Origin of the sequence: Faecalibacterium sp. 3 (assembly GCF_048323735.1) — a bacterium.
GTDB classification, from domain to species: Bacteria; Bacillota; Clostridia; order Oscillospirales; family Ruminococcaceae; genus Faecalibacterium; species Faecalibacterium wellingii.
On record NZ_JBLWFN010000001.1, the window covers coordinates 353,867 to 380,604 of the forward strand.

Here is a 26,738-nt window from a genome sequence, read left to right on the forward strand (position 1 = left end):
ATGACGGAGGGAGTCCTTCACACCAGCGGCGCAATGAACTTGAGCAGGATGCCCGCCAGATGCAGCAGCTTTTTGCCCTGCCAGATGCTTTCTTTCGTCCGCTCCACCCTGCGGCACCGGGTGAGCGTATCCTGAAAATCCGCTTCCATGTTGGCAATGCAGTCGGTGCCGCACATCCAGACCGCGTTTTCAAAGTGATGGTACAGGCTGCGGTAGTCCAGATTGATGGTGCCTGCCACGGCTTCCACACCGTCCGCAATGACTACCTTGGCATGGGTAAAGCCGGGCGTCCACTCGCTGATCTTCACGCCTGAGGAGAGCAGTGCCTCGTAGTGGGTCTTTGCCAGTGCATAAGCGAACCACTTATCCGGTTTGCCGGGCAGGATCAGGTGCACATCCACACCGCGCTCTGCCGCAAAGCGCAGGGCCGTTTCCAGCTCGCCGTCCAGGATCAGATACGGCGTGATGATGTGCACATACTTCCGGGCGCGGTTGAGCATATCCATGTACACCATTTCGCCCACCCGCTCACCGTCCAGCGGGCAGTCCCCGTAGGGCACCACAAAGCCCTTGGCGTTTGCTGCCGCCGGGATGGGATCGGACAGGAACTGCTCAAACTCCGGCTGGCGCAGGATGCACCACATCTGCAGGAACAGCGCCGTCATGGAGCGCACACCTTCGCCTTCCAGCATCAGGGCCGAGTCCTTCCAGCGGCCATACTTTTCTATGTGGTTGATGTACTCATCTGCCAGATTCACGCCGCCGGTAAAGCCCACCTGGCCATCGATGACCAGAATTTTGCGGTGGTCGCGGTAGTTGTAGTGGGTGGAGACGAAGGGCGTGACCGGCGAGAACACCTTGCACTGGATGCCCAGCGCTTCCAGCCGGCTGGGGTAATCCCGCGGCAGGGTGGAGAACTCGCAGGTGCCGTCATACATCACACGCACATCCACCCCCTGCGCCGCCTTGCGGGCCAGCACTTCCAGAATGCGGCCCCACATCAGGCCTTCATCCACGATGAAATATTCCAGAAAGATGTACTTTTTTGCCGTTTCCAGCTGGCGCAGCATTTCATCGAACATGGCTTCGCCGCCGTTGAAGTAGGTGGCCGTCGTGTCGGCATAGACCGGAAAGCCGCCGCCCTTGCCGCGCAGATACCGTGCCAGCGGCACCGCTTCGGGTGCCTGCTCCTGCAAAAGCTGCACAGTCTGCTCATCCTGCGGCAGCTGGGCGCGGGTCCGGCCTTCCAGATCCAGCAGGCGGCGCTTCAGGGCATTGTGGCCCACATCACTTTTGGTGTACCAGAACAGCGGCACGCCCAGCACCGGCATCAGCGCCGTGACCACCAGCCATGTGATGCGCACGCTGTTGTCCATGTCCTGATTGAGCAGATAGACCATCATTGCCGCTGTTACCAGCAGGGTGCCGCCAAAATAATGCGGCAGCAGCCCGCCGAACCACTGCAGCAGGCTGAACAGCGCGAACGCCTGTAAAAGCAGCAGAACCAGCACCAGACCAAAACGGCTGAAAATAGCGTGTACCACGCCCTTCTGTCCCCGTTTGAGCAGGCGGATGCCGCCATCCTCAAACACCCGGACCTTGTCCTTCATATTTTGCTGAAATTGTTTTTTCTGCATGGCATTTTCCCTTATCTCGCACATTTGCAGCTCCGGGGCTGTAAAAATGTGCCGGTTTGTGTTATGATGTACAGGAACAAGCCCGCCCGGCGCTGTGTCCCGGACAGGCAGCTTTGCACCTATTATAATCCATTCCTGCCCTTTTTTCCACCCAAAGCGGCAGGATAATGCAGGAGGGACCCCTATGAATAATCTGATTATTGGCATTGCAGGCGGCTCCGGCAGCGGCAAGACCACCCTTGCTCTGCGGCTGAAGGAGCGTTTTGGCGAGGATGAAGTGCGCCTGATCTCCCATGACAGCTACTATAAGCGCCACGATGAGCTGCCTTTTGAGGAGCGCTGCAAGCTGAACTACGACCATCCGGACGCCTTTGACAACGCTTTGCTGATCTACCATCTGCAGGAGCTGAAGGCAGGCCGCGCCATCGACTGCCCGGTGTACGACTACTCCAACCACAACCGCAGCGACAAGGTGCAGCACATCGAGCCCGCACCGGTGCTGATCGTGGAAGGCATCCTGCCCTTTGTGGAGCCGGAGCTGTGCGCCCTGTTCGACTACAAGATCTATGTGGACACCGACGCCGACGAGCGCATCCTGCGCCGTCTGGTGCGGGATGTGAAGGAGCGGGGCCGCAGTCTGGACAGCGTCATTGAGCAGTACCTGACCACCGTCAAGCCCATGCACGAGGCCTTTGTGGAGCCCAGCAAGCGCAATGCAGACATCATTGTGCCCAACGGCGGCGAGAACACCGCTGCGGTGGAGATGCTGGCCCATCACATCCGCAACCTGATCGAGAAGGCAAATCGGCTGTGAGACGATTGGGAATGCGCTCCGCGTTCGCTTTGCGCATATTCAGCGGAAGAGTTATTTAAATTTTGGGGGTTCAGGAAAGTCTGCGGACTTTCCCGAACCCCTTTTTTCACGAGAGGGGTCGTGGAGGAAAACGGCAGTTGTAGCGCCGCTTTCTGCGAAAGCGTGGCGCTACAGGAAATCACTGACAGTCTGCCCCTCATCCGGCGCTACGCACCACCTTCCCCCGGCGGGTGAAGGCTTTAGCCTGAAACTGTACCGCCATGCCAAGGGCTCTCCCTTTGGGAGAGCTGGCGAGCGTAGCGAGACTGAGAGGGCGAGGCTGCTGACCTCGGCGCGCATTTAAAATCATCCCATGCAAAACAAAAGGCACTCACAGCCGGATCGCTGCGGGTGCCTTTTTGTATACAGGGTTCAGTGGATAGAGGTGCGCACCAGAGCGCGCTTGAGGCGTGCCTGAGCCAGCTCGTAGTCCCGCTGAGCGAGGTTCTTCTGCGCAAGGATCTCCTCCGCACGCTTCCTGGAAGCCTCAGCGCGGGCCTGATCGATCTCCTCGGCCCACTCCCATGTGGTTGCGACCAGACGCACTTCGCCGTCCAGCACGCTCAGCAGGCCGCCCATACAGGCGGCGCGGCGGCGCTGGCCGTCCGCGTCCACGATATGCGCTTCGCCCATGCCCAGCGCGGTGCAGTAATCCCCGTGTCGGGCAAGGATGGCGATATCGCCGTCGATGGCGCGGCAGACGATGCGCTCGGCCTGCCCGTCAAAGGCGCAGCCGTCCGGCGTGACCACCGTCAGATGAAAGGTCGTCATGGTTTACCCTTTCTTCGCTTTTGCGAACACGTCATCGATGGTGCCCGCGAACAGGAATGCACTCTCGGGCAGCTCGTCGCACTCGCCGTTCAGGATCATCTTGAAGCCGCGCAGGGTCTCCTTGAGCGGCACATACTGGCCAGGCATACCGGTGAACTGCTCTGCCACGTGGAAGCTCTGGCTCAGGAAGCGCTGCACCTTGCGGGCGCGGCTGACCGTGCGCTTGTCTTCCTCGCTCAGCTCGTCCATGCCCATGATGGCAATGATATCCTGCAGCTCCTTGTAGCGCTGCAGCACCTTCTGGACGGCGCGGGCGATCTCGTAGTGTTCCTGACCCACGACCTCCGGGCTGAGGATGCGGCTGGTGGAATCCAGCGGGTCCACAGCGGGGTAGATGCCCTGCGAAGCAATGTCACGGCTCAGGACCGTGGTGGCATCCAGATGGGTAAAGGTGGTGGCAGGGGCCGGGTCGGTCAGGTCGTCGGCGGGCACGTAGACGGCCTGCACCGAGGTGATGGAGCCCTTGCGGGTGGAGGTGATGCGCTCCTGCAGAGCACCCATCTCGGTGGCCAGCGTGGGCTGGTAGCCGACGGCAGAGGGCATACGGCCCAGCAGTGCGGACACCTCAGAGCCTGCCTGGGTGAAGCGGAAGATGTTATCGATGAAGAGCAGCACATCCTGATTCTTCACATCGCGGAAATACTCCGCCATGGTCAGGCCGGACAGTGCCACGCGCATACGGGCTCCTGGGGGTTCGTTCATCTGGCCGTAGACCAGCGCAGTCTTGTTGATAACGCCGCTCTCGGTCATTTCGCCGTACAGGTCGTTGCCCTCACGGGTGCGCTCGCCAACGCCGGTGAACACCGAGTAGCCGTTGTGCTCGGTGGCGATGTTATAGATCAGCTCCTGGATCAGGACCGTCTTGCCGACGCCTGCACCGCCGAACAGACCGATCTTGCCACCCTTTGCGTAGGGGCAGATCAGATCCACGACCTTGATGCCGGTCTCCAGGATCTCGGTGGTGGACTGCTGCTCCTCGTAGCTGGGAGCAGGGCGGTGGATGGGCCAGTAGGCCTCCGGGGCCGGGGCGGGCTTGTTGTCCACGGGTTCACCCAGCAGGTTGAACACGCGGCCCAGACACTGGTCGCCCACGGGCACTTTGATGGGTTCGCCGGTATCCACGGCTTCGGTGCCGCGCACCAGACCATCGGTGCTGTTCATTGCAATGCAGCGCACCACGTTATCGCCGGTGTGCTGTGCCACCTCGACCACCAGCTTTTCGCCGTGGTTGTCGATCTCGATGGCGTTGAGCAGCTCCGGCAGCTGGCCATCCTCAAACTGGATGTCCAGCACCGGGCCGATGACCTGGAGCACCTTGCCGATATGTTTTTCGGACATAGGCTACAACTCCTTTTTGATAGGTTGTTAAATCTCCGCGCCGGCCACGATCTCAGTGATCTCCTGCGTGATGGCGGCCTGACGGGCACGGTTATAATACAGGTTCAGATGATCGATCATCTCACCGGCGTTCTTGGTGGCGGCATCCATGGCGGTGCGGCGGGCGGCAAGCTCACTTGCCACGCTCTCGCACACGGTGCCGTAGACGATGCCGGCCACATACTCCGGGATGATCGCGCTGAATACTTCCTCGCTGCTGGGCTTGTACAGGATCTGGCTGCGGCGGGCTTCTGCCTTCTGCTGCTCGGTGGGTTCGATGGACAGCGGCAGCACCTCCATGGTGGCTGCGGTCTGGGTCATCATGGAATCGAACCGGGTGTAGCAGATCTTCACCGCATCGTACTCGCCCTTGAGGTAGCCCTCGGTGATCTGGTGGGACAGCTGGAAGCACTCGCCCACCGAGACATCTGCCGCCAGCAGCACCTCCTGCGTGAACAGGGGCACTTCGTGATGGACAAAATACTCTGCCGAGCGCTTGCCGATGGGCAGCACCAGCACCTCGCCCTCTTCGGCTGCAGCCTGCTTGAGCACGTTGGAATTGTATCCACCGGCAAGGCCGCGGTCGCCTGCAATGACGATGAGCAGCGTGCGCTTCACTTCGTCACGGCGCAGGTAGGGGTTGCGGGCACGGGGGTCTGCCGCAGCGATCTTGGTCAGGGTCTCATGCAGCGTTTCAAAGTAGGGGCGGCTGTGCTCCACCCGTTCCTTGGCGCGGCGCATTTTGGAGGAAGCCACCAGTTCCATTGCCTTGGTGATCTGCATGGTGCTCTCTACGCTTTTGATGCGCAGCTTGATGTCCTTCATGGAACCAGCCATGCGTTACGCCTCCTTCCTTAGTGTGCCTTGACGAAGCTGTCGGTATAGGCTGTGAGCACGCTCTTAAGCTGCTCCTCGGTATCCTTATCCAGATTGCCGGTGGTGCGGATGGTCTCCATGACGGCGGCACCAGCGGCATCGTTGTCCAGATGCTCGTACAGGCCCTTCTCATACTCGGCCACATCCGGCACCTTGACCTTCACGAGGTAATCGTGGATGGTCGCGTACAGGACAGCCACCTGTTTTTCCACAGGCACGGGAGCGGAGCGGTTCTGCTTGAGCACTTCCACGATGCGCTCGCCCTGTGCCAGACGGGCCTTGGTGTCGGCGTCCAGATCGGAACCGAACTGTGCAAAGCTCTGCAGCTCGCGGTACTGGGAGTAGATCAGCTTCAGGGTGCCGGCGACCTTCTTCATGGCCTTGATCTGAGCATTGCCGCCCACGCGGGACACCGAGATGCCGGGGTTGACTGCCGGCATGACACCGGAGTGGAACAGCTCCGTCTCCAGGAAGATCTGACCATCGGTGATGGAAATGACATTCGTGGGGATGTAGGCGGAAACATCGCCCGCCTGCGTCTCGATGATGGGCAGAGCCGTCAGGCTGCCGCCGCCCAGCTCATTGGAGAGCTTGGCCGCGCGCTCCAGCAGACGGGAGTGCAGATAGAACACGTCGCCGGGGTAAGCCTCACGTCCCGGGGGACGGCGGATCAGCAGTGACAGTGCACGGTAGGCCACGGCGTGCTTGGACAGATCGTCGTAGATGATGAGGACGTGCTTGCCCTGATGCATGAAATATTCGCCCATGGCACAGCCGGAGTAGGGTGCGATATACTGCAGGGGCGAAAGCTCGGATGCCGTTGCGGACACCACGATGGTGTAGCCCATAGCACCGGCCTCGGTCAGGCTCTGCACCAGATTTGCCACGGTAGAGCGCTTCTGACCGATGGCAACGTAAATGCAGATGACGTCCTTGCCCTTCTGGTTGATGATGGTATCGGAGGCGATGGTGGTCTTGCCGGTCTGGCGGTCGCCGATGATCAGCTCGCGCTGGCCGCGGCCAATGGGGATCATGGAGTCGATGGCCTTGATGCCGGTCTGCAGCGGCTCCTTGACCGGCTGACGGTCGATGATGCCGGGAGCGCGGCTTTCAATGGCGCGGAACTCGGTGGTCTCAATGGGGCCTGCGCCGTCGATGGGCTGGCCCAGCGCGTTGACCACGCGGCCGATCATGGCTTCGCCCACCGGCACGGACACCACCTTGCCGGTGCGCTTGACAGTGCTGCCTTCCTTGATGCCGACGTCGGAGCCCAGCAGAACGATGGAGACGGTATTCTCCTCCAGATTCTGGGCCATGCCGTATTCGCCGTTATCAAACTGAAGCAGCTCACCTGCCATGCACTTTTCCAGACCACTGGCGCGGGCGATGCCGTCGCCCACCATAATGACCGTGCCGGTCTCGCTCTGCTCGATGGCATTTTCGTAATGCTTGATCTGCGCACGGATGATCTTGGAGATCTCTTCAGGTTTCAGTTGCATCTTTGTTTGTTCACCACTCAATTCTTAAAAATCTTTCGGGTGGAAATTCGATTCATTTTTACAGGGTCACGGAAGCAATATCCCTGCGCAGGGCGGACAGACGGTTCTGCACCGTGCCGTCCAGCTCGGTGCCTTCGATATCCAGCCGGATGCCGCCCAGCACTGCCGGATCGACCTTTGTTTTCAGGTCGATGGTCTTGCCGGTGAGTTTTTCCAGCTTTTCGTGCAGGCTCTTTGCCTGCTGCTCCGTCATTGCCACTGCAGTGGTCGCCGTTGCTTCCAGAATGCCGTGCGCCTGATTGTAGCGCACACGGTAAGCCCGTGCACAGCCGGACAGCTCCCGCAGGGTGCCCTTCTCGCACAGGATCTTCAAAAAGTTCAGCACATAGAGGTGGACCTGATCCCGCAGTGCTTCATCCAGCAGGCCGCAGCGCTCTCTTTTCGGGATGCTGGGGGTGCTGAGCAGATGCAGGTAGTCCGGATTCGCCTTAAAAAGCGCCACGGCTTCGTCCAGCTCACCCAGAATGCGGGCCTCCAGCCCTTCCTCCGCCGCCAGATCGTACAGGCTTCCGCCGTACATCCTTGCAGTCTCGGTCATGATGCTTCACCCACATTTTTGATAAATTCGTCGATCAGATCCTTGTGATCCTTCTCGCTGATCTCACGCTCCACCACCTTGGAGGCGATCTCCATGGCGATGCCGCCGATCTCGTCCTTGACCTCGTTCACGGCCTTCTTGCGCTCCTGCGCAATGTCGGCTTCGGCCTTCTGCTTGAGGGCAGCAGCCTGCGCGCGGGCCTCGCCCACGATCTCTTCGCCGCGGGCGGTGGCCGTCTTCTGCGCATTGGCAACGATCTCGTTGGCATCGGTGCGGGCATTCTGCAGGTTCTGCTCGTACTCTGCCTTCATGGCTTCGGCTTCAGTGCGCAGCTTGGTGGCATCGGCGATCTGGCTGTCTGCCTTCGCCTTGCGCTCTGCGATCACGTTTTTGACCGGATTCAGCAGGAACTTTTTGAAGATGAACAGCTGGATCATCAGGTTGCAGATCTGGGCCAGAAAGGTCCAGCCGTCCAGCGTGATCAACGCCTGGTACAGTTCCATAAGCGTCTCCTTTCGTTATTTTGTAAAAGGTTCCGCTTATGCCAGGAACTTCATGAACATACCGGGTGCCAGGAAGATCAGCAGCAGGCCGGTGACGAAGCCGTAAATACCGGTGGTCTCGGAAAGTGCAACGCCCAGGATCAGGGTGCTGGTAACGTCGCTCTTGCACTCGGGCTGACGGCCCACAGCTTCACAGGCAGCAGCTGCTGCGTTGCCTTCGCCGATACCGGGGCCGATACCTGCGATCAGTGCGCAGCCTGCGCCAATGCCGCAGCCTGCCAGAGCGATACCACGAGCGAGGTACTGAAAGTCAGTCATAAGATTTGTCCTCCAAAAAAGTTTTTTGTTTTGGGAGATGCCGTTGTGAGGGCTTAGTCCTCACCAGCAGCACGTTTGATGAAAATTGCGGTCAGGGTACAGAAGATGAACGCCTGAATGCAGCCGCCGAACCAGTCGAAATACAGGCCCGTAAAGGCCGGGATGCCGATCTGGAACAGCTGGATCTGGCTCAAGGCACCGGGCAGCCAGCCGAAAATGACGTGGCTCAGGCTTGCCAGCGCCCAGTACAGCAGTGTGGAGATGACCGTACCGGACAAGATGTTGCCAAAGTGACGGAACGCCATACTGACGGGGGTGGAAACCTCCGACAGCACATTGATGGGTGCCATGATGAAGATGGGGTCCAAAAGACCTTTCACGTAGGAAAGGATGCCGTTGGTCTTGATCTTGTAGTACATGATCAGCACGAACACCACGATGGCCCACGCCGCCTCGGTGTTCAGGTCGGCTGTGGGGCTCCACAGGCCGATGACACTGATGAGGTTGCAGCCGATGCTCAGAGCGAAGATCGCGCCGATGAGCGGGATATACTGATCAAAGTGATAGCCCATGTTGTCGTGCACGAACTGGTCCAGCCGTTCTACGATGAACTCGGCTGCAGCCTGCCGCTTTGAGACATTTTCCAGCTTGAGATTTCTGCCCAGCCAGATGGCAAAACCCGAAAGCAGCGCCATGACGATCCAGGTACTGACTAAGGTCTGGGTGATCTTGAAATCACCCAGCAGGGGGATGTCCGTATGGATGGTATACAGGATCTTTGCGCCGTTCAGTTCCATTTGTTACGTTTCACCCCCTTCGTCACGGGGTCCGGCTTCCGGCTCCGGTGCGGGTTCGGGGTCGTCCTCCACAGAGACTTCCACCGAAGGCCCGGCCGGTGCAAGAGGCTTGTACTTTCCGGTTATTTGCAGGTAGTAGATCGTAACGCGCGGGAAAAGCAGGGGCAGAACACTGGCAAAGGGCTGGAAGCAGGGTGCCCCGATGGACACGATGATCCACACCGCCTGCAGAAGCATCCGGACATTGTAGGAAGCCTGCAATGTCGCTTTGCGCCGTTTCTCATCCTGCTCGTCAATGACCTTCTGGCACACGATGCAGATGCCCGCAAAGTTGCCGATGGCCACCGCCGCGCCGATGAGACTGCCCAGAACAACAGTGTAATCAAATTTCACCCAGCCAACCAGGTGCAGAGCTGCAAAGATCACCCACATGACGGCGGTACAGATGGCCGTGCCGCAGGCGATGCGGGTCAGCTCCTTTTTGGATTCCGGCTGCAGTTTCATAAAGGGAAACCTCCTGTTAAGTTTACTGATGCGAATTGAACCCCACCCGCTTTGGTTTTTCCTTTTTGGTGCGGTCCATGTGTTCCTTGGCAAAATACCAGAAGTTCTGTGCTCCGGCAGCAAGGCCCAGCAGGATCGCTGGAAGGAACACCCATTCCGGCCAGCTCCAGCTGTTCACCGCCCACCATGCACCGCCCAGACACATGACCAGAGGCAGCAGCATATTCAGGCCCAGCTGGGTCAGCCAGACAAGATCCTCCAGCGCCTTATACCAGCCCTTCAATCTGCAATTCCTCCCTGTGTGGTCTTCCTGTGCAAAAGCCAGATTCTGGATTTTATGCCACAGATTTGCAATCAGCAAAAAATCTTATAACGATAGTATAATTCAAACCGGCCGTTTTTTCAATCAATTTTCCACTGTTTTCTAGTAAAATTTCATAGTTTGTTCACACTAATGCCGTAACTGTACGCCCTGTATTGAGTTTGTGCGTCTGCGGGCACATCAATACCAAAAGTTTGATGGTTCTGTTGTGCAGAATGCAAAAAAGCGGGCGAACCCTCTCAGGCTCTGACGCGCCAGCTCTCCCGAAGGGCGAGCTTTTATGCATCTTTCGGGCAGCACAAATAAAGCTCCCCCTTTCGGGGGAGCTGCTGAGCGAAACGAAGCTGAGAGGGTCACACAAAAAAGCCGCCCGGCTCTTTGGGAACCGGGCGGCAGCTGTTATGCAGTTTTCAGAACATTACCAGAGGTTTGCCGTCTCGTTGTACAGGCCCTCGTAGCTCTTGGCGGAGACATCCCAGCTGAAATCGCACTCCATGCAGTGATGCACGAGGTTCTTCCAGTTCTCCTTGTCATAGTAAGCATTCTGTGCGTTGCAGCAGGCCACATACAGCTCGTGGGCATTGTAACCCGCAAAGGTGAAGCCGTTGCCCTCGCCCATGGTGCTGTCGTGGATGGAGTCGCGCAGGCCGCCCGTCTCGCGGACGATGGGAGGCGTACCGTAGCGGCAGGCCACCATCTGTGCCAGACCGCAGGGCTCGCTCTTGGAAGGCATGATAAAGGCATCTGCGCCTGCGTAGATCTCCTGCGACAGGGCCGGCTCAAAGCCGATGTAGGTGCCCACGCGGCCCGGGTGGCGTGCGCACAGGTCGGAGAAGAAGTTCTCATACTGGCTCTCGCCGCTGCCCAGAATGACCAGCTCGATGCCGCGGTCCACCAGACCATCGGCGATGCTCTGCACCAGATCAAAGCCCTTCATGCCGACCATGCGGCTGACCATGGCAAAGACGGGGCTGCCGTCCTTGTTCAGGCCGAACTTATCCTGCAGGGCTTCCTTGCACTTTGCCTTGCCCTCTTCAAAGTTGGTGATGTCGTAGTTGAAGGGGATGTTCTTATCCGTAGCGGGATCGTTGGAATCGGTATCGATGCCGTTCAGAATGCCGCACAGCTTGTACTGCTTCTCCCGCAGCAGGGCGTCCAGACCATAGCTGAACCACGGGTCGAGGATCTCCATAGCATAGGTGGGGCTGACGGTGGTGATCTTATCGGCAGTCTCGAAGGCGCCCTTCATAAAGTTTGCGCAGCCATCGTACTCCACGATGTGCTGATCCCGGCGGCCGATGCCGCAGGTGTCCTCCAGAATGTCGGTGCCGTACTTGCCCTGATAAGCGATGTTGTGGATGGTGAAAATGGTCTTGATGCGGTTGAACTTATCCAGATGACGGTAGTACAGGTTCAGGTACACCGGCACCAGTGCGGTCTGCCAGTCGTTGCAGTTGATGATATCGGGGGTGAAATCGATGTAGAACAGGGTCTCTAAAACGGCGCGGGAGAAGAAGGCGAAACGCTCGCCGTCATCGTAGAAGCCGTACAGGCCGCGGCGCTTGAAGTAATACTCATTGTCCAGGAAGTAGTAGGTCACGCCGTTCCGCTCGGTCTTGAACAGGCCGCAGTACTGGCTGCGCCAGCCCACGGGGACGGAATAATTGGTCACGTACTCCAGCGTATCGCGGAACTTCAAATCGCCGTACAGGGGCATGATGACGCGGGCGTCCACGCCGTCCTTGACCAGAGCCTTGGGCAGTGCGCCCGCAACGTCGGCCAGACCACCGGATTTTGCAAAGGGTGCAGCTTCCGAAGCAGCATACAGGATTCTCATAGGATCGCTCCTTTCATATGTTTGGGTCATTTCGTGCTCCCCGCCGCATTTTTCAGCGGCACGAACCATTTTGCAAAAGAGCAGGCGGGGGCACACAGGTGCCCCCGCCCCTCTCAAGAGGGGCTACCGGGGAGGAAGCCGCCCCTATGGATAATGCAACAGATCAGACGGTGTGGTTCTTCTGCACGTACACCGGGAAGCTCTCGGTGCCGGACAGCTTCTTGCCGGCAGTGATCTTCACGTTCTTATCGGTAACAACGCAGTCCAGCTCGGCATTGACTTCCACCACCGTATCCTGCATCAGCACGCAGTTCTTGACGACGGCACCCTTCTTGACCTTGACGCCGCGGAACAGCACGCAGTTCTCCACTGTGCCTTCGATCACACAGCCGTCGGCCAGAATGGAGTCGGTCACCTTGCAGCCCGGCACATAGCGGGTGGGGTTGTCGTCGCGGATCTTGGTGTAGACCGGGCTCGTCTTGGGGAACAGCTTTTCCAGATTCTCGTCATCGGTCAGCTTGAGGTTCTCGTCGAAGTAGCTCTTCATGTCACAGACATGTGCCACATAGCCGGTGTACTCCAGAGCGTGGATGTTCAGGATGTTGACATTGTGGGCCAGAATATCGCGCTCGAAGTAGATCAGGCCGCGGGAGGTCGCATCCCGGACCAGCTTGAGCAGGGTCTCGCGCTCCAGAACATAGATGTTCAGGTCAAGGTTCTGCACGCCGGGGCGGTAATCGTTGAACAGCAGCTCGGTCACACGGCCGTCGGCATCAACGGTCAGGGTGTAGTTGTCATTCTTGCGGCCCTCGGGGATCTCGGTCTTCTGGTAAGCGACGGTCACATCGGCACCGCTTGCCTGATGGGCGGCCAGCAGGGCGTTGAAGTCGTAGTTCAGGGCAACATTGGCGTCGCTCATGACCACGTACTTTTCCTTCTGGTTCTCCAGGAAGTTCATGATGGAGCCCAGAGCTTCCACACGGCCGGAATAGATGCGCACGCCCTTCTCAGCGAAAGGAGGCACGATGTTCAGGCCGCCGTGACGGCGGGCCATATCCCACTCACGGCCGGTGCCCAGATGATCCATCAGGGAGTGGTAGTTCTTGCGCACCACGATGGAAACATTGGAGATACCGCAGTTTGCCATGCTGGACAGAACAAAGTCCACCATACGGTAGCGGCCCGCGAAGGGGATCGAAGCCATTGCGCGCTCGGTCACCAGCTCGGGGACGGTATTATCATAACTGTTGGGGAAAATAATACCCAACGCATTGGTGTTCTGGCTCAGCATACTTCCATACCCTCCTTGACGGATTCAAAGACTTTGGCACCTTCCTTGACGGTTGCGCCTGCGCCGACGGTCAGGCCGGTGCCCACATGGGCAATGGGGCCATCGCCGCCCACACGTGCGCCTGCACCGATCACAACATCCTCCGCCAGGATGCAGCGTTTGACAACAGCACCAGCCTTGACCACAACGCCGTCCATCAGGACTGCGTCCTCAACGGTAGCGCCCTCTTCCACAACAACGCCTGCGCTCAGCACAGAGTGATGCACATTGCCGTAGATCTTGCAGCCCTCGGTGACGAGGGAATCCTGCACCACAGCACGGGGGCCGATCTTCTGCGGAGGCAGGACCGGGTTGCGGCTGTAGATCTTCCACTCCTCGTCGAAGATATCGATGCCGGAGTTTTCGGGGTCCAGCACCTCCATGTTGGCTTCCCACAAGCTGTCGATGGTGCCCACGTCACGCCAGTAGCCGGCAAAGCGGTAAGCATACATCTTGCGGCCGTCCCGCAGCAGGGCCGGGATGATGTTCATGCCAAAGTCGTTCTTGGAGTTGGGGTCTGCCTCGTCCTCTTCCAGATACTTCTTCAGAACATCCCAGTTGAAGATGTAGATGCCCATGGAAGCCAGATTGGACTTGGGTACCGGGGGCTTCTCCTGGAACTCGGTGATGCGGTCGTTCTCGTCAGCCACCATCAGGCCGAAGCGGGAGGCTTCCTTCCAGTCCACTTCCATAACAGCCACAGAGAACTCTGCGCCCTTCTCCTTGTGGAAGCGCAGGAAGTCGGCATAGTCCTGCTTGCAGATCTGATCGCCGGACAGGATGATCACATACTCGGGATCGTAGCTGTCGATGAAGCCGATGTTCTGGTAGATGGCGTTTGCAGTGCCCTTGTACCAGTCAGTGCCCTTTGCCTGCTCGTAGGGCGGAAGGGTGTGCACACCGCCGTGCAGACGGTCCAGATCCCAGGGCTGGCCATTGCCGATGTACTCGTTCAGCTTCTGGGGCTGATACTGGGTCGCGATGCCAACGGTGTCGATGTTGGAGTTCACGCAGTTGGACAGCGGGAAGTCCACGATGCGGTACTTGCCGCCGAAGGACACTGCGGGTTTTGCCGTTTTCTGTGTCAGCGCATACAAGCGCGAGCCACGTCCACCGGCAAGGATCATTGCCACAATTTCTTTTGCCATAGCTTTATTCTCCCCTTTAACATTAACATTTCCGTTGTTCGGAAATGATCGTCAACGTGTGCGGTATGGGTCAGCCGAAGTGCCGGGTCATTCCTTGGGCTCCTTCGGTTTGCGGGTGCGCTTTGCGGGTGCTTTTTCCGCTGCAGGCTCAGCCTCTGCCTTCGGCTTGCGGCCGCGCTTTTTGGGTGCCTCTGCGGCAGCCTCCGGCTCAGTCTTGGCCTTGCGGGCGGTCTTTTTCACCGGCTTTTCCTCTGCAGCGGCGGCTTCTGCCTTGGGCTTGCGGCCGCGCTTTTTGGGTGCTTCTGCAGCGGTCTCCGGCCCGGCCTTGGCCTTGCGGGTGGTCTTTTTCACGGTCTTTTCCGGTTCAGCAGCGGTCTTTGCCTTTTTGGCTGCGGTCTTTTTTCCCGCCTTATCGGTCTTGTCCTCTGCAGCCTTGCGGGTGCGCTTGGCGGGCACCTCAAAGTACAGCGTGCTCATGGGCGGCAGGGTGATCGTGATGCTCTGCTCAAACCCGTGCAGCGGCTTTTTGTGGGTGCGCACAGCCTTGTTGTGGACTGCGCCGGAACCGCCGAACTCTGTATCGTCGCTGTTCAGGATCTCCTTGTAGGAGCCTGCCACCGGTGCGCCCAGAGTATAACCCTCGCGCAGGACGGGGTTGAAGTTGCAGACCACCAGGATCTGCTTGCCGGAAGTGTCCTTGCGCAGGAAGGCGATCACGCTCTGCTGCGAGTCGTCCGGCACGATCCACTGGAAGCCCTCCCAGCTGTAGTCCACCTGCCAGAAGGCGGGGTGCTCCTTGTAGAAGGCATTCAGGGTCCTGACATAGGTCTGCAGTTCGTTGTGCTTATCGTAGCCCAGCAGCATCCAGTCCAGCGGCTTTGTCTCGTTCCACTCGGCGAACTGGCCGAACTCCTGACCCATGAACAGCAGCTTCTTGCCCGGGTGGGCCATCATGTAGCCGAAGAAGGTACGCAGGTTTGCAAACTTGGCGTCGTACTCGCCGGGCATCTTGTTGATCAGGCTGCCCTTGCCGTGCACCACCTCATCGTGGCTGATGGGCAGCACAAAGTTCTCGCTGAAGGCGTAGAAGAAGCTGAAGGTGACCTTGTTGTGGTTGCCGGAACGGAAGAGCGGGTCGGTCTTCATGTAGCTGAGCATATCGTTCATCCAGCCCATGTTCCACTTGAAGTTGAAGCCAAGGCCGCCGTCCGAAGCAGGCTTTGTGACCATGGGCCATGCGGTGGACTCTTCTGCGATCATGTACTTGTGCGGATGACGGCCCAGCACGGTGTCGTTCAGCTTGCGCAGGAAGGCAACGGCCTCCAGATTCTCCTTGCCGCCGTCCTTGTTGGGCTCCCATTCGCCCTGCTTGCGGTTGTAGTCCAGATACAGCATGGATGCCACGGCATCCACCCGCAGGCCGTCGATGTGGTACTGCTCCAGCCAGTACAGTGCGCTGGAGATCAGGAAGCTCTGCACCTCGCTGCGGCCGAAGTCGAACACCATGGTGCCCCACTCCTTATGTTCGCCGCGCTTCGGGTTCGGGTCCTCGTAGCAGGCCTCGCCGTCAAAGTTGTACAGGCCGAACTGGTCCTTCGGGAAGTGAGCAGGCACCCAGTCCATGATCACGCCGATGCCGGCGGCGTGCAGCTTGTCCACAAAGGCCATAAAGTCCTTGGGGGTGCCGTAGCGGCTGGTGGGTGCAAAATAGCCTGTGACCTGATAGCCCCAGCTGCCATCAAAGGGGTATTCCATGACCGGCAGCAGCTCCACGTGGGTGTAGCCCATATCGGTGATATACGGGATCAGCTCGTCTGCCAGCTCGGAATAGTTATAGGGCTTGCTGCCCTCCTTCATCTTCCAGCTGCCGGCATGCATCTCGTAGATGTTCATGGGGCCGTTGATCACGTCTGCCTTTTTCTGTGCTGCCTGCCATGCGTCATCGTGCCACACAAAGCCGGTGATATCGTAGACCTTGCTGCCGTTGGACGGGCGGGTCTCGGCGTGGAATGCATAGGGATCGGCCTTATAGACCAGATCACCTGCACGGGTGGTCACGCAATATTTGTAAACATCATATTCCTTCATGCCCGGGATGAACAATTCCCATACGGAATCGCCATCCACCTTGCGCATCGGGTGGCTGCCCGGCTTCCAGCTGTTGAAGTCACCCACCACGCTGATCGCCACAGCATGGGGTGCCCACACGCGGAACACCACGCCCGCTTCACCGGCGCGTGTTTCCATGTGTGCGCCGAAGTAACGGTATGCTTCACAGTTATTGCCCTGTTTAAACAGATACACCGGAAGGTCCGATGCATTGCTCTGGATCTTTTCCTCGGTCGGTTTCATAGACTGCTCCTCCCCGTACAGATGTGCCGGAAAGCGCACCTGTAGCTTTTTACTCTTTTATATTAAAGAATTTCGGACTGTTTTTCAAGGGGATTTCATCAAAATTTACCATAATCTTTTCGGTGATATTTCTCCCTTATATACACACCCTCTAAATTTTTACAAATTTTATGGTGAATCCTACCAATCCGCAAACAAAAAGAGCCTCTGCGCGCCCTCCCCCAAGGGGAGGATGCACAGAAGCTCTCTGTTTCTGTTAAAAATTTTCGGTTCCGGGTTTTTTCAGGCTTTTTCAGGTTTCTCAGCCCACAACGTAGACGTTGACCTGAATAGCACCGTTGATCACGCTCTCGGCGTAGGTCTCATAGAACAGGTCTACCAAAATCTCGCCCTTCTGCACTGCAATGCCGGTGTCGGTGGCCACTGCGTAGCCATACACGAACTTGCCGTCGGTGGAGGTGATATACAGCTTGGTGCCGTAGGGGATCACATCCGGGTCCACGGCCACCGTGCCATAGCCAAGACCGAGGCCGGAGGAACCTTTACCGGTTCTGGAGTAGTAGCCGGTAGCCTTGCCGGTGAGCACCTTGCTGTAGGAAGCCGGTGCATTGGTGGTGCCGTCCGGGCCTGTCAGCGGGGAGACCGGTGCGCCCGCGCCATAGGTCTTGATGACATGGTTGGTGGGCTCCACGGTAGTGGTGGAATCCACCACGATGCTGTTCTCCAGTTCGCCGTCCACATAGCGGTCGCGGGTGGTGATGGTCTGCTGGCCTTCCGCACCATGGCGCACCGTGGTGGCGCGGCCGGTGTTGCGGAAATACAGGCTGGTGTAGACGTACTCGGTATCATAGGGGATGGCCTGCGTCTCCACACGGTCGGTGTAGTCCACGCGGTGCACCGTGATGGTGGAACCTGCGCTCACCAGCTGGTCCAGAGCAGGCTCGGTGTAGTCGTCACCCTCCAGAGTGATACCTGCGCGCTTCAGAGCGTCGGCGACGGTGCCGAACACCATCTTGACGGGGTACTCCTGACCGTCGGCGGTGATGCTGACGGAGAATGCGCGCTCGATGTTCAGGGCGGCAAGGTTGCCGCTGTAGGCCGTGTAATAGACCCGATCACCTTCTTCGGACTGGATGCCGGAGAGGTTCATGACCTGTGCAGGGTCGGTCTCGGAGGTGAGGATCACCTGCCGGGCACCATTGGAGTCTGTGACGTAGGTCAGCCGCAGATTCGCAGCGGTCACACTGAGTGTAGCCACAAGGCACACGACCATGACACAGAACGCCAGCACACGGGAAGAGACAGCCTGCTTGCAGGCGGTCAGAGCTTTCTTTACTTTTACGGAAGCGATACGAGACAACTCCTCTCTTTTCAAAGTTGGGTGCGGCCGCAGACACGGTGTTCCATGCCCCGGCCGCCCGGACTGCAGGGCGGGCAGAAGCACTCTGGCCCCACAATCAAATACGATGCCCTCTTTATGATAAGACCGAGCATCGTATGCAATTTGGACTCCGCTGCGGAAGGTGTCATTTCCCTCCCGGCCCGAGCCGCATCTGCCCGCGCCGCACCATGTGTGAGATGGTTTTCACTTCATCCAGATAAATTTTAGACGCTGCAACGTTTGTTGGCTCCGTTGAGCGGGTCTTATTTTACCAGCCCGGAGGCCGTTTGTCAAATCAGGGGGCCGCTTTTCGTTAGTTTTTTGACGATATTTTTTGTGCAATTTATACATTGTTTTCTCCAAATTATTGTTATTTCGGTTATTTCCTTCCGATTTTCCTTTTGTTTTGTGGGATGTTTTGTTCATGAATTTTTAACATTTATTTTGGATTTTTCGCACCGGAAACTGCACTTTTGGGCCGTTCCGGCAGCACGGCAAGCGGCCCTGAATCGCTGGTTTTGCACAGCGGCATTTCCTTCCGCTGCCCCGCCTTTGCCCCACCGGGATCTGTGCGAATTTCCCCCGAAAAATGCCTTCCGGCAAAATGCCGAAGCACAGAAACTTGTGGAAATAAAGTACACTCTCGCCGCCGCTGTCCGGCCGCGATACAATCAAACAAAAAACAGAAAGGAAGGTTTTCAAGTGAAGATCCAGATCATTCAAAAGCAGTGCGGCGGCACCGAGTTCCTTGCCCAGCCGCACCGGCTGCATCTCGGTGCGCAGAACGCCGCCGGGGTGGACGAGCTGCTGTTCCAGCTGCCGGACGCATGGGCCGGGTGCTCCCTTGCGCTGTATCTGCGCCGCAGCGACGGCACCCTGCTGGCGCCGGTGGCGCTGGACACCCAGCACCGCGTCACGGTGGACCGCCGCCTGACCGGCAGCACCGGCGGGCAGTGGATGCTGGCCGCCATGGGTGAAAACGGCTACACCGCCTACACCCGGCCCGGCAGCTATGACTGCTACGCCATTCTGCCCATCGATGATGACGCAGAGGAGCTGCCGCCCTCGCTGTACGAGCAGTTCGTGGCCCGCGTGCTGGAAAGCTCCAGCAGCGCCTCCACGGCGGCGCAGCGTGCTGCAGCCAGTGCAGCTTCCACTGCGGCCAACGCAGCGCAGGCCCAGACCGCCGCACAGCGCACCAGCACCGACAGCGCCAACGCATCCCAGTGCGCTGCCCGTGCAGAGGCCGCTGCCGCCCGCGCCGAAGAGCTTGTGCCCACGGACGGGCAGGTGGTCAGCGTCAACGGCAAAAGCGGCATCGTAAAGCTCACCGCGCAGGAGGTGGGCGCACTGCCCTGCCCTGCGCAGCCGGTGTCCGGCCAGCTGCTGCGGGTGCTGAGCGTAGACCCCAACACCGGAGCGGTGCTCACCGACACCGCCGCCATGCCGGACCTGTCCCCCTATCTGCGCAGCAGCACCGTACCCACCGCATCGGTTCCCGGAGCGGTGCGGGTGGACCCGGCCTGCGGCATCAACGTGCGCAGTGACGGCACCCTGACCACGGCCCCCGCTGACCGCAGCCAGCTGGACAGCATGGACAGCACCGTTCTGCCGCTGACCCCTGCCCTGCTGCCCTACGGCGTGAAAAAGGCCCTGACCGCTGCCGCCTCTGCCGGGGAATGGACGGCGGACGAGAAGGCCGCTGCCCTGCGCACCCTCGGTGCCGATCTTTCCTCCTATTATACAAAGGAAGATATCGACACGCTGCTCTCGGCCCCCAGCTCCGGCGCGTATCCCGTGGGCAGCATCTACCAGAGCACCGACCCCACCAGCCCCGCCGCGCTGTTCGGCGGCAGCTGGGAGGAGATCGCGTCCGAGCGAGTGCTGATGGGCGCGTCCAGCACCCACGCGGCAGGCAGCACTGTTAAGGCCGGTCTGCCGAACCTCAAGGGCTCATTCTCTGGTGTGGCGAGCACAGCATACCCAAATTTATCTAACAGCGGCGCTCTTTCTATAAACACAAACAATGTCGGTTTGACTGGTTACGAAGGCGGTTCATACGGCAGTAATTGCACCGTATCTTTTGACGCATCCAAGTCCAATGCCATCTACGGACGCAGCAGCACCGTGCAGCCCGCCGCCTACTATGTGCACATCTGGCACCGCGTGGCCTGAGAAAGGAGGTTTTGACTTATGAAAATTCTTGACGAGACCGGCGCGGTCGTGGAAAGCCCCGACCTGACCCTTGGCTACCTGACCGGCAGCACCGAAGAAGTCACCCACCCCGCCGTAGAGGGCGTGGAAGAGCAGTGGCACTGGGAGACCGTGACCGAGTATCCGAACGGTGGCAAGGACGTGCAGAAAATCATTGACCGCCCCGGCGTTCAGGCGCAGGAGGAATGGGTTGAGAAAGTGCCAATCCAGAAGTACATCCGCTACACCGCCGAGGAACTGGCCGCGCAGGAAGAAGCACGCAAAAAGCAGGAAGCAAAGGACAAGCTGCCGGAGACGGTGGCCGACCTGATGCAGCAGCTGACCGACCTGCAGCTTGCCCTGTGTGAACTGTACGAAAGGAGTGATGCCTGATGGCAAAGATCTATGCGACCCTGATCCGCAAGGGGCTCAAAACGCCGGACGATGTCCCCGCCCGGCTACGGGACGCGGTGGCAGCCCTGCTGCAGGAGGACGCCCATGCTTAACGCCTATTCCCGCCGGAAGGACGGCAATGCCCTGCTGAGCCGCAGCTTCCGGGTGCGGGAATTTGCCTGCAGGGACGGCTCCGACCCGCTTTTCGTGGACAGCGTGCTGGTACAGCTGCTGCAGGATATCCGGGATCACTTCGGTGCGCCGGTGGTCATTACCAGCGGCTACCGCACCGCCGCCCACAACAAAGCCGTGGGCGGTGCCCCCTACAGTCAGCACTGCTACGGCAGAGCCGCCGACATCCGGGTGGCCGGTGTTCCGGTGGAGCAGCTTGCCGCCTACGCGGAGACTCTGCTGCCCGGCACCGGCGGCATTGGCCGCTACCCGGCAAAGGCGGGCCGGGCAGCGGGCTGGGTGCATGTGGACGTGCGCCCCGTCAAGAGCCGGTGGACAGGCTGAGGGGGGTGAAACCAGTGGAAAGCATCCTGTCCGCCGTGATCGCCGGTGCCGTGACCCTGATCGGCGTGCTGATCGCCAACAGCCGCAGTCAGGCCGTGACCGACACCAAGCTGGAAGAACTGACCCGTGAGGTGCGCGAGCATAACAATTTTGCCCGCCGCGTACCCATCTTAGAAGAACAGATGAAGGTGGCCAACCACCGCATCGCAGACCTTGAACACAACGAGAAAGTGAGGAACTGACATGAACATCCATAAGATCTCCGCCGCAACCATCGCCCGCACCGCCTGCCTGCTGCTGGCCCTGACCAATCAGCTGCTGAGCGCCTGCGGCAAGCCCGTGCTGCCCATCGAGAGCCAGACCGTGGAGCAGCTGGTCACCGCCGGCATCACCACCGTTGCCGCGCTGGTGAGCTGGTGGAACAACAACAGCTTCACCGCCGCCGCCATTCAGGCAGACGCCGAATACGCCCGCCTGAAGCAGAAAGGCGAGTGAACCGGCACCCGAACGGTGCAAAAGTAGCACTTTTTAAATTGAAAGTATTACTTTTTTAGTCATCTTTCACAGCAGCCCCGGGAGGTGCGCAGCGGCCCTTCCCGGGGCTTTTTTGCTGTCCGTTTGAGCGATTCACGCAGGTTCGAGGGCGATTCACGCAGGTTTTGATGATTTTCGCGCCCAAATCATGTATAATCCAGACAGAAGCGAAAGGGAGGAATTTCTATGGTAATTCCATGCATCTGCAACACAAACGTCACATAAACGCACACGTCTGCAACAAGTCGCACCAAACGTGCAACAAGCCCTTGGAATTAGTACCAAATCTGCGGGGTTCCGATTTATACAGAACGCAGAATTTCAACGGTACGTGATGGTTTTTCTTGACGAAAATTCCCGAAAATGCTATAACGTAAGCAGTTGGTGGAAGCAGTTTTCGCTGTCCGATTTATCGGACTATTATACACATGGCGACAGGAAAGGAGACCTGGGATCATGACGAATAAAAAATTTAAAGTTGCTGCAATGTCTATGGCACTGACCGCATGTGTTGCGGCCCAGCCCCTGATCGCGAATGCGGCAGATGAGAACATCAACTCGAATGACGCAAACGTCAACGAGTCCCAATCGGAAGGGGAAAGCACGGCTTCTGCACCCGTTGCTGCTGCCAGTGTGTCGTCCGATCCGGTGACCAACCAGCAGAGCGAGGGCGCTGTGGATGTGATCGGCGACCCGGATATCAGCGTGGATTATAACCACGACAACGACAAGGTCACCAAGGACGATTCTTCCACCACCACCGAGAGCACCGGCCCTGTGAACCGCGATGTGCCCAAAGAGAGCGAGCCCGGCGCGCAGCAGCCCTCCGGCGACGGCCAGCAGGACGGCAATCACGAGACCGACCTGAACAACGAGCAGAAAGGCGAGCCTGAGACCGACCTGAACAATGAGCAGGAAGGCCCCAAGGACGGCGGCAGCGAGACAGAGAAAAAGCCCATTGGCGACGCTAAAAAGTCCGAGACGGAGACCAAGGACACGGAGCTTGTGCTGAGCAAGCCGACCACCACGACCACCACAACCACCAACCCGGACGGTTCTACCACGACCACGACTACCACCACCACCGATGCCGCGCTTGAAACCACCACCAAGGTCGAGGGTGAGGCCAGCGCCAAGACGGAGGAAGACTCTTCTGAGGACGTGAAGAAGGAAAGCCTGAAGGAGGAACTGGACGGCAAAGACCTGAGCTGGGATACCAAACCCGATACCAAGTTCGGTGATTACACTGTAACCGGCGCCGTGGAAAAGGACGGCAAAAAGGAATTCACCCTGACCAAAGAAGACAAAATTGAAACTGGCAAAATGACCGGGCTGGACATTTCCAAGCTGATCGAAGCCGGTTACACGGATAACGGCGACGGCACCTACACCCTGACCAAAGAGTACACCGACTCTCAGGGCCAGAAGCAGACCACCACCGTCAAGGTGGATTCCAGCAAGGCCACCAAGACCACCAGCACCACCCTGTACGTCACGATGGAAAGCCAGGAGCACGAGAAAACCGAGGAGCTCGGCACCAAGGAAGATACGAATTACCCCTATCCTTCCACCGATATCACTGTGAAGGACGACAAGGGCAAGGAGCACACCTTTAATGTGACGTATATTCTGGGTAAGGCCCATGAAAACAAGGATGGCACCTTCACCTATGAGGACAAGGAAAACAACCTGACCTATACCATCACAAAGAACGAGACCGACACGAAGCTGGACAGCCTTACTGACACCGAGCTTCGGGACCTGCTGAACGATCACGCCGGCAGTGAAAAATACACTCTGGACAACGAAGGCAACCTTTGCTATATCACCGACAAGGGCGAAAAGTGCCGCGTGACCGACGAGCAGAACGCTCTGCTGCGCAGCGTGCTCAAATTGGGTATCACCATCACCGACCACCACGGCAAGGAGTCCGACACCCAGAAGGTGGACGGCAGCGAAAAGACCCCGGAGCAGGCCAAGGCCGATGCCGAAAAGGCGGCACAGGACGAGGCCCTGAAGGATGCACTGGCACAAGCCATCAACAAAGAGACTGGCAAGAGCCTGACGAAGGCTGACATCACCCTGCCCGAAGTGCGAGACGGCAAGTTTGAGTGGACAGATACCGCCACCCGCAAAACGTACACCTTCATCTATACGGAAACGGGCACCGTCAGCAGCAGCCCTGAAAAGATCAGCGACCCCACCACTGTTAAGCCGAACGCTTCTTCTGCCGAGAAGAACACTGAGACCGGCTCCGCCGAAGTGACTGGCTCCACCGTGATCTGGACCGATAAAGACCAGACCTTCATTCAGAACGATGAAAAGACGGATTCCACCTTTGGAAAGGACTTCGACTTCCGGAGTGTTCCGGGCGGTTTTGAGCTTGACGGTGAGGCTGAACTTAACGAAGATGGCACGTTGAAGAGCTTCAAAACCAAGGACGGAAAGACCTATGAGTTTAGGTATGAAAAGGGTTCTGCTCCTGAAGATTTGAAGGACATCTCCAACCCCAACTTTACCAAGGTTACGTGGACGATGACCGAAAAGAAGGTAGATTCCATTACCTCTCCGGACACCAGTGAGCCCACTCATATCGAGATCGAGCGGAACTTCCAGAAAACCGAAGAAAATGGCACCTTCACCTTTACCGAAACCAAGAAAGGCGGCAAAACCTATAGCGGTCTGAAAAAGGTTGCTGGCACGGATAACGTCTACAGCAACGATGATGGTACTGTCACGATCACAGTCAGCACCTCGACGCTCGGCACTGAGGAGATCAAGGCAGCTCTGGAAGGCAAGGGTTATACGGATGTCATCGTCAATTCGGACGGCAATGCCAGCTATAAAGACGGCAATGTGACCTACAACGTCAAGTACAACACCACCGTTGAGACCATCACCGTCAAGACAAAAGAAGCTGTCGAGGACTCCCGTTTCACAATTTCCGTTTCTGACACCAATCAGAAGGAAGCTGAGGCAGCACTGAAAGCAAAAATCGCAGAGCTTCAGGCTGATCTCAAAGAGGGTGAGTACATCAAAGTGAACGGCGAACGCTTCGATCGGCACACCGAGATCGAAACGATCATCCGCGCCTTCACGACTGCCATGAACTACAAAAACATGAGCGATGATGAGATCGTTGCCATGCTCAAAAAGCAGAAAGATGATGCTGATGCAGAGCACAAATCCTATACCGGTGCAGGCATTGGTCATGACTACTGGGGCCGCCATTACGATACCGGTGAGACGCCGAACTATATCGGCCACCTTGACCTTGCTACCGATTCCGACCTGCTTCTGGAAGATGGCAAAACCACCGCCGATGCGATCCTGCTGAACGAGGGCGACAAGAAGTTCAAGTTCGAGTGGAACGAGAGCGCTGAGGATCTTGTCAATAAGGATATAAAGGACAAGCGGGCAAAGTTCCAAGACTCCATTTCTTACGATGATGGCAAGCAGAACGGCGGCGATGGTTCCAAGGGCCATTACGAGTATGAGCGCCAAGATACAGGCTCTTGGATCGCTCCTGATTCTAACAATTACCCTCATGAAAGTGCCTACTACCGCCTGACCGGCACCATCGCCTACAATTCTCTGGAAAACGGCAAGGAATACGGCACAAAGAGAGCTGCAGAAAAGGCTCTGGAAAAATGGCGAGCCGAACACCCGGACGCCGAAGACTATAAGCCGAACATTGTGGCACTGACGAAAACTGAAACAGACTGGTTGGGCATCGAATACGAAACTACGGTTTATAAAGCCTACACCTACGAGTCCTCTCTGACTGCATATGGTTATATGTCGAAAGACAGCAACACCTGCGTCAACTCCGGGTATGGCGATACCGGATATGGGCGTGCGTGGGCTGGCGGCTTTGACCTGCGCATCAGCGGCCTGACACAGGTCACCAAGACCGAATCGTCCGCACACGGCAAGAACTACTACGACTACTATGCCGATATCACCAAGTACAAGACCGTGGAACAGACTTCCAGACCTCTGGCGAACCGTCTGTTGGACGTGATTCCCGGCACCAAGACCGTACCCACTGAGACCACAAATACTGATACCGGCAGCGGCCTGTTTGGCTCGTATGATCAGGACCACCGCGAAGACCACAACTACGAAAAGCCTTTCACGGGTGCAGGCACTGCCGAATACACCACCTACCGGACTTGGGCGGACACCAACGCCGAGTGGGATGGCGAGTTTGAAAAGCTTACCGGCGCTTTCGGGTTCAACTACACCACCACGAAGGATGCCGAAGTGACCGAAGCCTCCAAGAAGGCCTGTGTGAAAACCGACTCCTCGGTGAAGTACCACTACTCCTACGTGGAGCGTCAGGAGCTTGATCCCATTACGGAAACCAAAACCGTAACGACCCCTGCCGACGATGACGGCGACGACGACGACGGCGGCGACAAGATCATTGAAGAAAAGGATCACGACTCGCCCGTACTGCCCGGCACCCCCGAGCTGCCGCCCGTGCAGGACGCAAAGCCGGACGCCCCTGTTCTGCCTGCTGACCCCGCTCTGCCCGCTGTGCAGGACGCACATGCCCTGCCGCAGACCGGCGTGAACTGGCTGGCCGCCATCGGTCTGGCCCTCAGCGGCATGACCCTGATGATCACTGGCGCGTTCGCCAGCCTGCTCGGCAAAAACGCAAAGCACTGAGCCGCACCTTTCCCCCCTTTCACAAACCTGTGTCTCCCTGCTTTGCACCGCCGGACAGACTGAGCCGGAACGCTCTGGCTGATATGTCCCAATCTCCTATTCCGCATACAGCTTTCCGGCTGTAAACCCTCACAGACAAAGCGCCCCCGCTCCAAAACCGGAGTGGGGGCGCTTTGTTTATTTTTGTGGCTGTCGGAGCAAATGTGATTGCCTATTACATTTGCAAGTGGCTTGACAGCCGCGGCAAAGGACAGTAAGCACAGAA

Annotated in this window: 24 protein-coding genes; 8 read left to right on the forward strand and 16 right to left on the reverse strand. The window is 58.2% G+C overall.

What is annotated here, in order from left to right:
- Window positions 1-17 precede the first annotated feature (17 nt).
- A complete protein-coding gene (locus tag ACNSPV_RS01660) occupies window positions 18-1,637 on the reverse strand; it encodes a phospholipase D-like domain-containing protein (protein WP_348584831.1) in 1,620 nt (539 codons plus the stop codon).
- Window positions 1,638-1,821: 184 nt separating this feature from the next.
- On the opposite strand from ACNSPV_RS01660, the gene udk reads away from it, so the two are divergent.
- On the forward strand, window positions 1,822-2,451 hold the full coding sequence (gene udk / locus ACNSPV_RS01665; protein WP_249237495.1) for a uridine kinase: 630 nt from the start codon (window positions 1,822-1,824) through the stop codon (window positions 2,449-2,451).
- 411 nt (window positions 2,452-2,862) lie between these two features.
- Here the strand turns inward: udk and atpC are convergent, their stop codons facing one another.
- The 15 genes from atpC to ACNSPV_RS01740 all read right to left on the reverse strand — a co-directional run bounded on the left by atpC (window position 2,863) and on the right by ACNSPV_RS01740 (window position 18,142).
- Window positions 2,863-3,261, reverse strand: coding sequence for an ATP synthase F1 subunit epsilon (atpC, locus tag ACNSPV_RS01670; RefSeq protein ID WP_339394954.1), 399 nt, complete (start codon window positions 3,259-3,261; stop codon window positions 2,863-2,865).
- Window positions 3,262-3,264: 3 nt separating this feature from the next.
- Window positions 3,265-4,659, reverse strand: coding sequence for a F0F1 ATP synthase subunit beta (gene atpD / locus ACNSPV_RS01675; RefSeq protein WP_005938088.1), 1,395 nt, complete (start codon window positions 4,657-4,659; stop codon window positions 3,265-3,267).
- A 27-nt stretch (window positions 4,660-4,686) separates the two neighbouring features.
- The gene (gene atpG, locus ACNSPV_RS01680) at window positions 4,687-5,535 is read right to left on the reverse strand and encodes an ATP synthase F1 subunit gamma (protein WP_348584830.1); all 849 of its coding nucleotides are present in this window, start codon (window positions 5,533-5,535) and stop codon (window positions 4,687-4,689) included.
- A gap of 17 nt (window positions 5,536-5,552) precedes the next feature.
- Complete coding sequence (gene atpA / locus ACNSPV_RS01685; protein WP_348584829.1) at window positions 5,553-7,073, reverse strand: F0F1 ATP synthase subunit alpha; 1,521 nt, start codon at window positions 7,071-7,073, stop codon at window positions 5,553-5,555.
- 58 nt (window positions 7,074-7,131) lie between these two features.
- Window positions 7,132-7,671, reverse strand: coding sequence for an ATP synthase F1 subunit delta (gene atpH, locus ACNSPV_RS01690; RefSeq protein WP_097774384.1), 540 nt, complete (start codon window positions 7,669-7,671; stop codon window positions 7,132-7,134).
- Window positions 7,668-8,174 (reverse strand): F0F1 ATP synthase subunit B, encoded by a 507-nt coding sequence (gene atpF, locus ACNSPV_RS01695; protein WP_348584828.1) that lies wholly within the window; start codon window positions 8,172-8,174, stop codon window positions 7,668-7,670. Before atpF ends, atpH begins: the two co-directional genes overlap by 4 nt.
- Before the next feature lie 36 nt (window positions 8,175-8,210).
- A complete protein-coding gene (gene atpE, locus ACNSPV_RS01700; RefSeq protein ID WP_005930278.1) occupies window positions 8,211-8,492 on the reverse strand; it encodes an ATP synthase F0 subunit C in 282 nt (93 codons plus the stop codon).
- Window positions 8,493-8,545: 53 nt separating this feature from the next.
- On the reverse strand, window positions 8,546-9,289 hold the full coding sequence (locus ACNSPV_RS01705; protein WP_348584827.1) for a F0F1 ATP synthase subunit A: 744 nt from the start codon (window positions 9,287-9,289) through the stop codon (window positions 8,546-8,548).
- A gap of 3 nt (window positions 9,290-9,292) precedes the next feature.
- The gene (locus ACNSPV_RS01710; protein ID WP_348584826.1) at window positions 9,293-9,793 is read right to left on the reverse strand and encodes an ATP synthase subunit I; all 501 of its coding nucleotides are present in this window, start codon (window positions 9,791-9,793) and stop codon (window positions 9,293-9,295) included.
- A 22-nt stretch (window positions 9,794-9,815) separates the two neighbouring features.
- Complete coding sequence (locus ACNSPV_RS01715; protein WP_249237502.1) at window positions 9,816-10,076, reverse strand: AtpZ/AtpI family protein; 261 nt, start codon at window positions 10,074-10,076, stop codon at window positions 9,816-9,818.
- 457 nt (window positions 10,077-10,533) lie between these two features.
- Window positions 10,534-11,952, reverse strand: coding sequence for a glycogen synthase (locus ACNSPV_RS01720; protein WP_097774381.1), 1,419 nt, complete (start codon window positions 11,950-11,952; stop codon window positions 10,534-10,536).
- A gap of 163 nt (window positions 11,953-12,115) precedes the next feature.
- On the reverse strand, window positions 12,116-13,243 hold the full coding sequence (glgD, locus tag ACNSPV_RS01725; protein ID WP_348584825.1) for a glucose-1-phosphate adenylyltransferase subunit GlgD: 1,128 nt from the start codon (window positions 13,241-13,243) through the stop codon (window positions 12,116-12,118).
- Window positions 13,237-14,430, reverse strand: coding sequence for a glucose-1-phosphate adenylyltransferase (locus ACNSPV_RS01730; protein WP_348584824.1), 1,194 nt, complete (start codon window positions 14,428-14,430; stop codon window positions 13,237-13,239). The genes glgD and ACNSPV_RS01730 overlap by 7 nt, the downstream gene beginning before the upstream one ends.
- Before the next feature lie 87 nt (window positions 14,431-14,517).
- Window positions 14,518-16,782, reverse strand: a complete 2,265-nt coding sequence (gene glgB / locus ACNSPV_RS01735) for a 1,4-alpha-glucan branching protein GlgB (RefSeq protein ID WP_348584823.1) — start codon at window positions 16,780-16,782, stop codon at window positions 14,518-14,520.
- 301 nt (window positions 16,783-17,083) lie between these two features.
- Window positions 17,084-18,142: a 3D domain-containing protein gene (locus ACNSPV_RS01740; RefSeq protein ID WP_249237505.1), complete on the reverse strand. Its 1,059-nt coding sequence runs from the start codon at window positions 18,140-18,142 to the stop codon at window positions 17,084-17,086.
- A 723-nt stretch (window positions 18,143-18,865) separates the two neighbouring features.
- Here ACNSPV_RS01740 and ACNSPV_RS01745 point away from each other — a divergent pair.
- The 7 genes from ACNSPV_RS01745 (at window position 18,866) to ACNSPV_RS01775 (ending at window position 26,473) form a co-directional block, all read left to right on the forward strand.
- Complete coding sequence (locus ACNSPV_RS01745; protein ID WP_348584822.1) at window positions 18,866-20,338, forward strand: phage baseplate protein; 1,473 nt, start codon at window positions 18,866-18,868, stop codon at window positions 20,336-20,338.
- Between the two features lie 18 nt (window positions 20,339-20,356).
- Window positions 20,357-20,749 (forward strand): hypothetical protein, encoded by a 393-nt coding sequence (locus tag ACNSPV_RS01750; protein WP_348584821.1) that lies wholly within the window; start codon window positions 20,357-20,359, stop codon window positions 20,747-20,749.
- A complete protein-coding gene (locus tag ACNSPV_RS01755; RefSeq protein ID WP_339394944.1) occupies window positions 20,749-20,862 on the forward strand; it encodes a CD1375 family protein in 114 nt (37 codons plus the stop codon). Before ACNSPV_RS01750 ends, ACNSPV_RS01755 begins: the two co-directional genes overlap by 1 nt.
- A complete protein-coding gene (locus tag ACNSPV_RS01760) occupies window positions 20,855-21,265 on the forward strand; it encodes a YcbK family protein (RefSeq protein WP_348584820.1) in 411 nt (136 codons plus the stop codon). Before ACNSPV_RS01755 ends, ACNSPV_RS01760 begins: the two co-directional genes overlap by 8 nt.
- Before the next feature lie 14 nt (window positions 21,266-21,279).
- A complete protein-coding gene (locus ACNSPV_RS01765; RefSeq protein ID WP_249237509.1) occupies window positions 21,280-21,507 on the forward strand; it encodes a hypothetical protein in 228 nt (75 codons plus the stop codon).
- Window position 21,508: 1 nt separating this feature from the next.
- Window positions 21,509-21,760 (forward strand): phage holin, encoded by a 252-nt coding sequence (locus ACNSPV_RS01770; RefSeq protein WP_249237510.1) that lies wholly within the window; start codon window positions 21,509-21,511, stop codon window positions 21,758-21,760.
- A gap of 495 nt (window positions 21,761-22,255) precedes the next feature.
- Window positions 22,256-26,473, forward strand: a complete 4,218-nt coding sequence (locus ACNSPV_RS01775; protein WP_348584819.1) for a hypothetical protein — start codon at window positions 22,256-22,258, stop codon at window positions 26,471-26,473.
- Window positions 26,474-26,738 lie beyond the last annotated feature (265 nt).

What these genes read in the sequence shown, in the direction of transcription:
- ACNSPV_RS01660 (WP_348584831.1), bottom strand. Translation starts at nt 1,637, where the DNA reads ATGCAGAAAAAACAATTTCAGCAAAATATGAAGGACAAGGTCCGGGTG.
- udk (WP_249237495.1), top strand. Translation starts at nt 1,822, where the DNA reads ATGAATAATCTGATTATTGGCATTGCAGGCGGCTCCGGCAGCGGCAAG.
- atpC (WP_339394954.1), bottom strand. Translation starts at nt 3,261, where the DNA reads ATGACGACCTTTCATCTGACGGTGGTCACGCCGGACGGCTGCGCCTTT.
- atpD (WP_005938088.1), bottom strand. Translation starts at nt 4,659, where the DNA reads ATGTCCGAAAAACATATCGGCAAGGTGCTCCAGGTCATCGGCCCGGTG.
- atpG (WP_348584830.1), bottom strand. Translation starts at nt 5,535, where the DNA reads ATGGCTGGTTCCATGAAGGACATCAAGCTGCGCATCAAAAGCGTAGAG.
- atpA (WP_348584829.1), bottom strand. Translation starts at nt 7,073, where the DNA reads ATGCAACTGAAACCTGAAGAGATCTCCAAGATCATCCGTGCGCAGATC.
- atpH (WP_097774384.1), bottom strand. Translation starts at nt 7,671, where the DNA reads ATGACCGAGACTGCAAGGATGTACGGCGGAAGCCTGTACGATCTGGCG.
- atpF (WP_348584828.1), bottom strand. Translation starts at nt 8,174, where the DNA reads ATGGAACTGTACCAGGCGTTGATCACGCTGGACGGCTGGACCTTTCTG.
- atpE (WP_005930278.1), bottom strand. Translation starts at nt 8,492, where the DNA reads ATGACTGACTTTCAGTACCTCGCTCGTGGTATCGCTCTGGCAGGCTGC.
- ACNSPV_RS01705 (WP_348584827.1), bottom strand. Translation starts at nt 9,289, where the DNA reads ATGGAACTGAACGGCGCAAAGATCCTGTATACCATCCATACGGACATC.
- ACNSPV_RS01710 (WP_348584826.1), bottom strand. Translation starts at nt 9,793, where the DNA reads ATGAAACTGCAGCCGGAATCCAAAAAGGAGCTGACCCGCATCGCCTGC.
- ACNSPV_RS01720 (WP_097774381.1), bottom strand. Translation starts at nt 11,952, where the DNA reads ATGAGAATCCTGTATGCTGCTTCGGAAGCTGCACCCTTTGCAAAATCC.
- glgD (WP_348584825.1), bottom strand. Translation starts at nt 13,243, where the DNA reads ATGCTGAGCCAGAACACCAATGCGTTGGGTATTATTTTCCCCAACAGT.
- ACNSPV_RS01730 (WP_348584824.1), bottom strand. Translation starts at nt 14,430, where the DNA reads ATGGCAAAAGAAATTGTGGCAATGATCCTTGCCGGTGGACGTGGCTCG.
- glgB (WP_348584823.1), bottom strand. Translation starts at nt 16,782, where the DNA reads ATGAAACCGACCGAGGAAAAGATCCAGAGCAATGCATCGGACCTTCCG.
- ACNSPV_RS01750 (WP_348584821.1), top strand. Translation starts at nt 20,357, where the DNA reads ATGAAAATTCTTGACGAGACCGGCGCGGTCGTGGAAAGCCCCGACCTG.
- ACNSPV_RS01755 (WP_339394944.1), top strand. Translation starts at nt 20,749, where the DNA reads ATGGCAAAGATCTATGCGACCCTGATCCGCAAGGGGCTCAAAACGCCG.
- ACNSPV_RS01760 (WP_348584820.1), top strand. Translation starts at nt 20,855, where the DNA reads ATGCTTAACGCCTATTCCCGCCGGAAGGACGGCAATGCCCTGCTGAGC.
- ACNSPV_RS01770 (WP_249237510.1), top strand. Translation starts at nt 21,509, where the DNA reads ATGAACATCCATAAGATCTCCGCCGCAACCATCGCCCGCACCGCCTGC.
- ACNSPV_RS01775 (WP_348584819.1), top strand. Translation starts at nt 22,256, where the DNA reads ATGACGAATAAAAAATTTAAAGTTGCTGCAATGTCTATGGCACTGACC.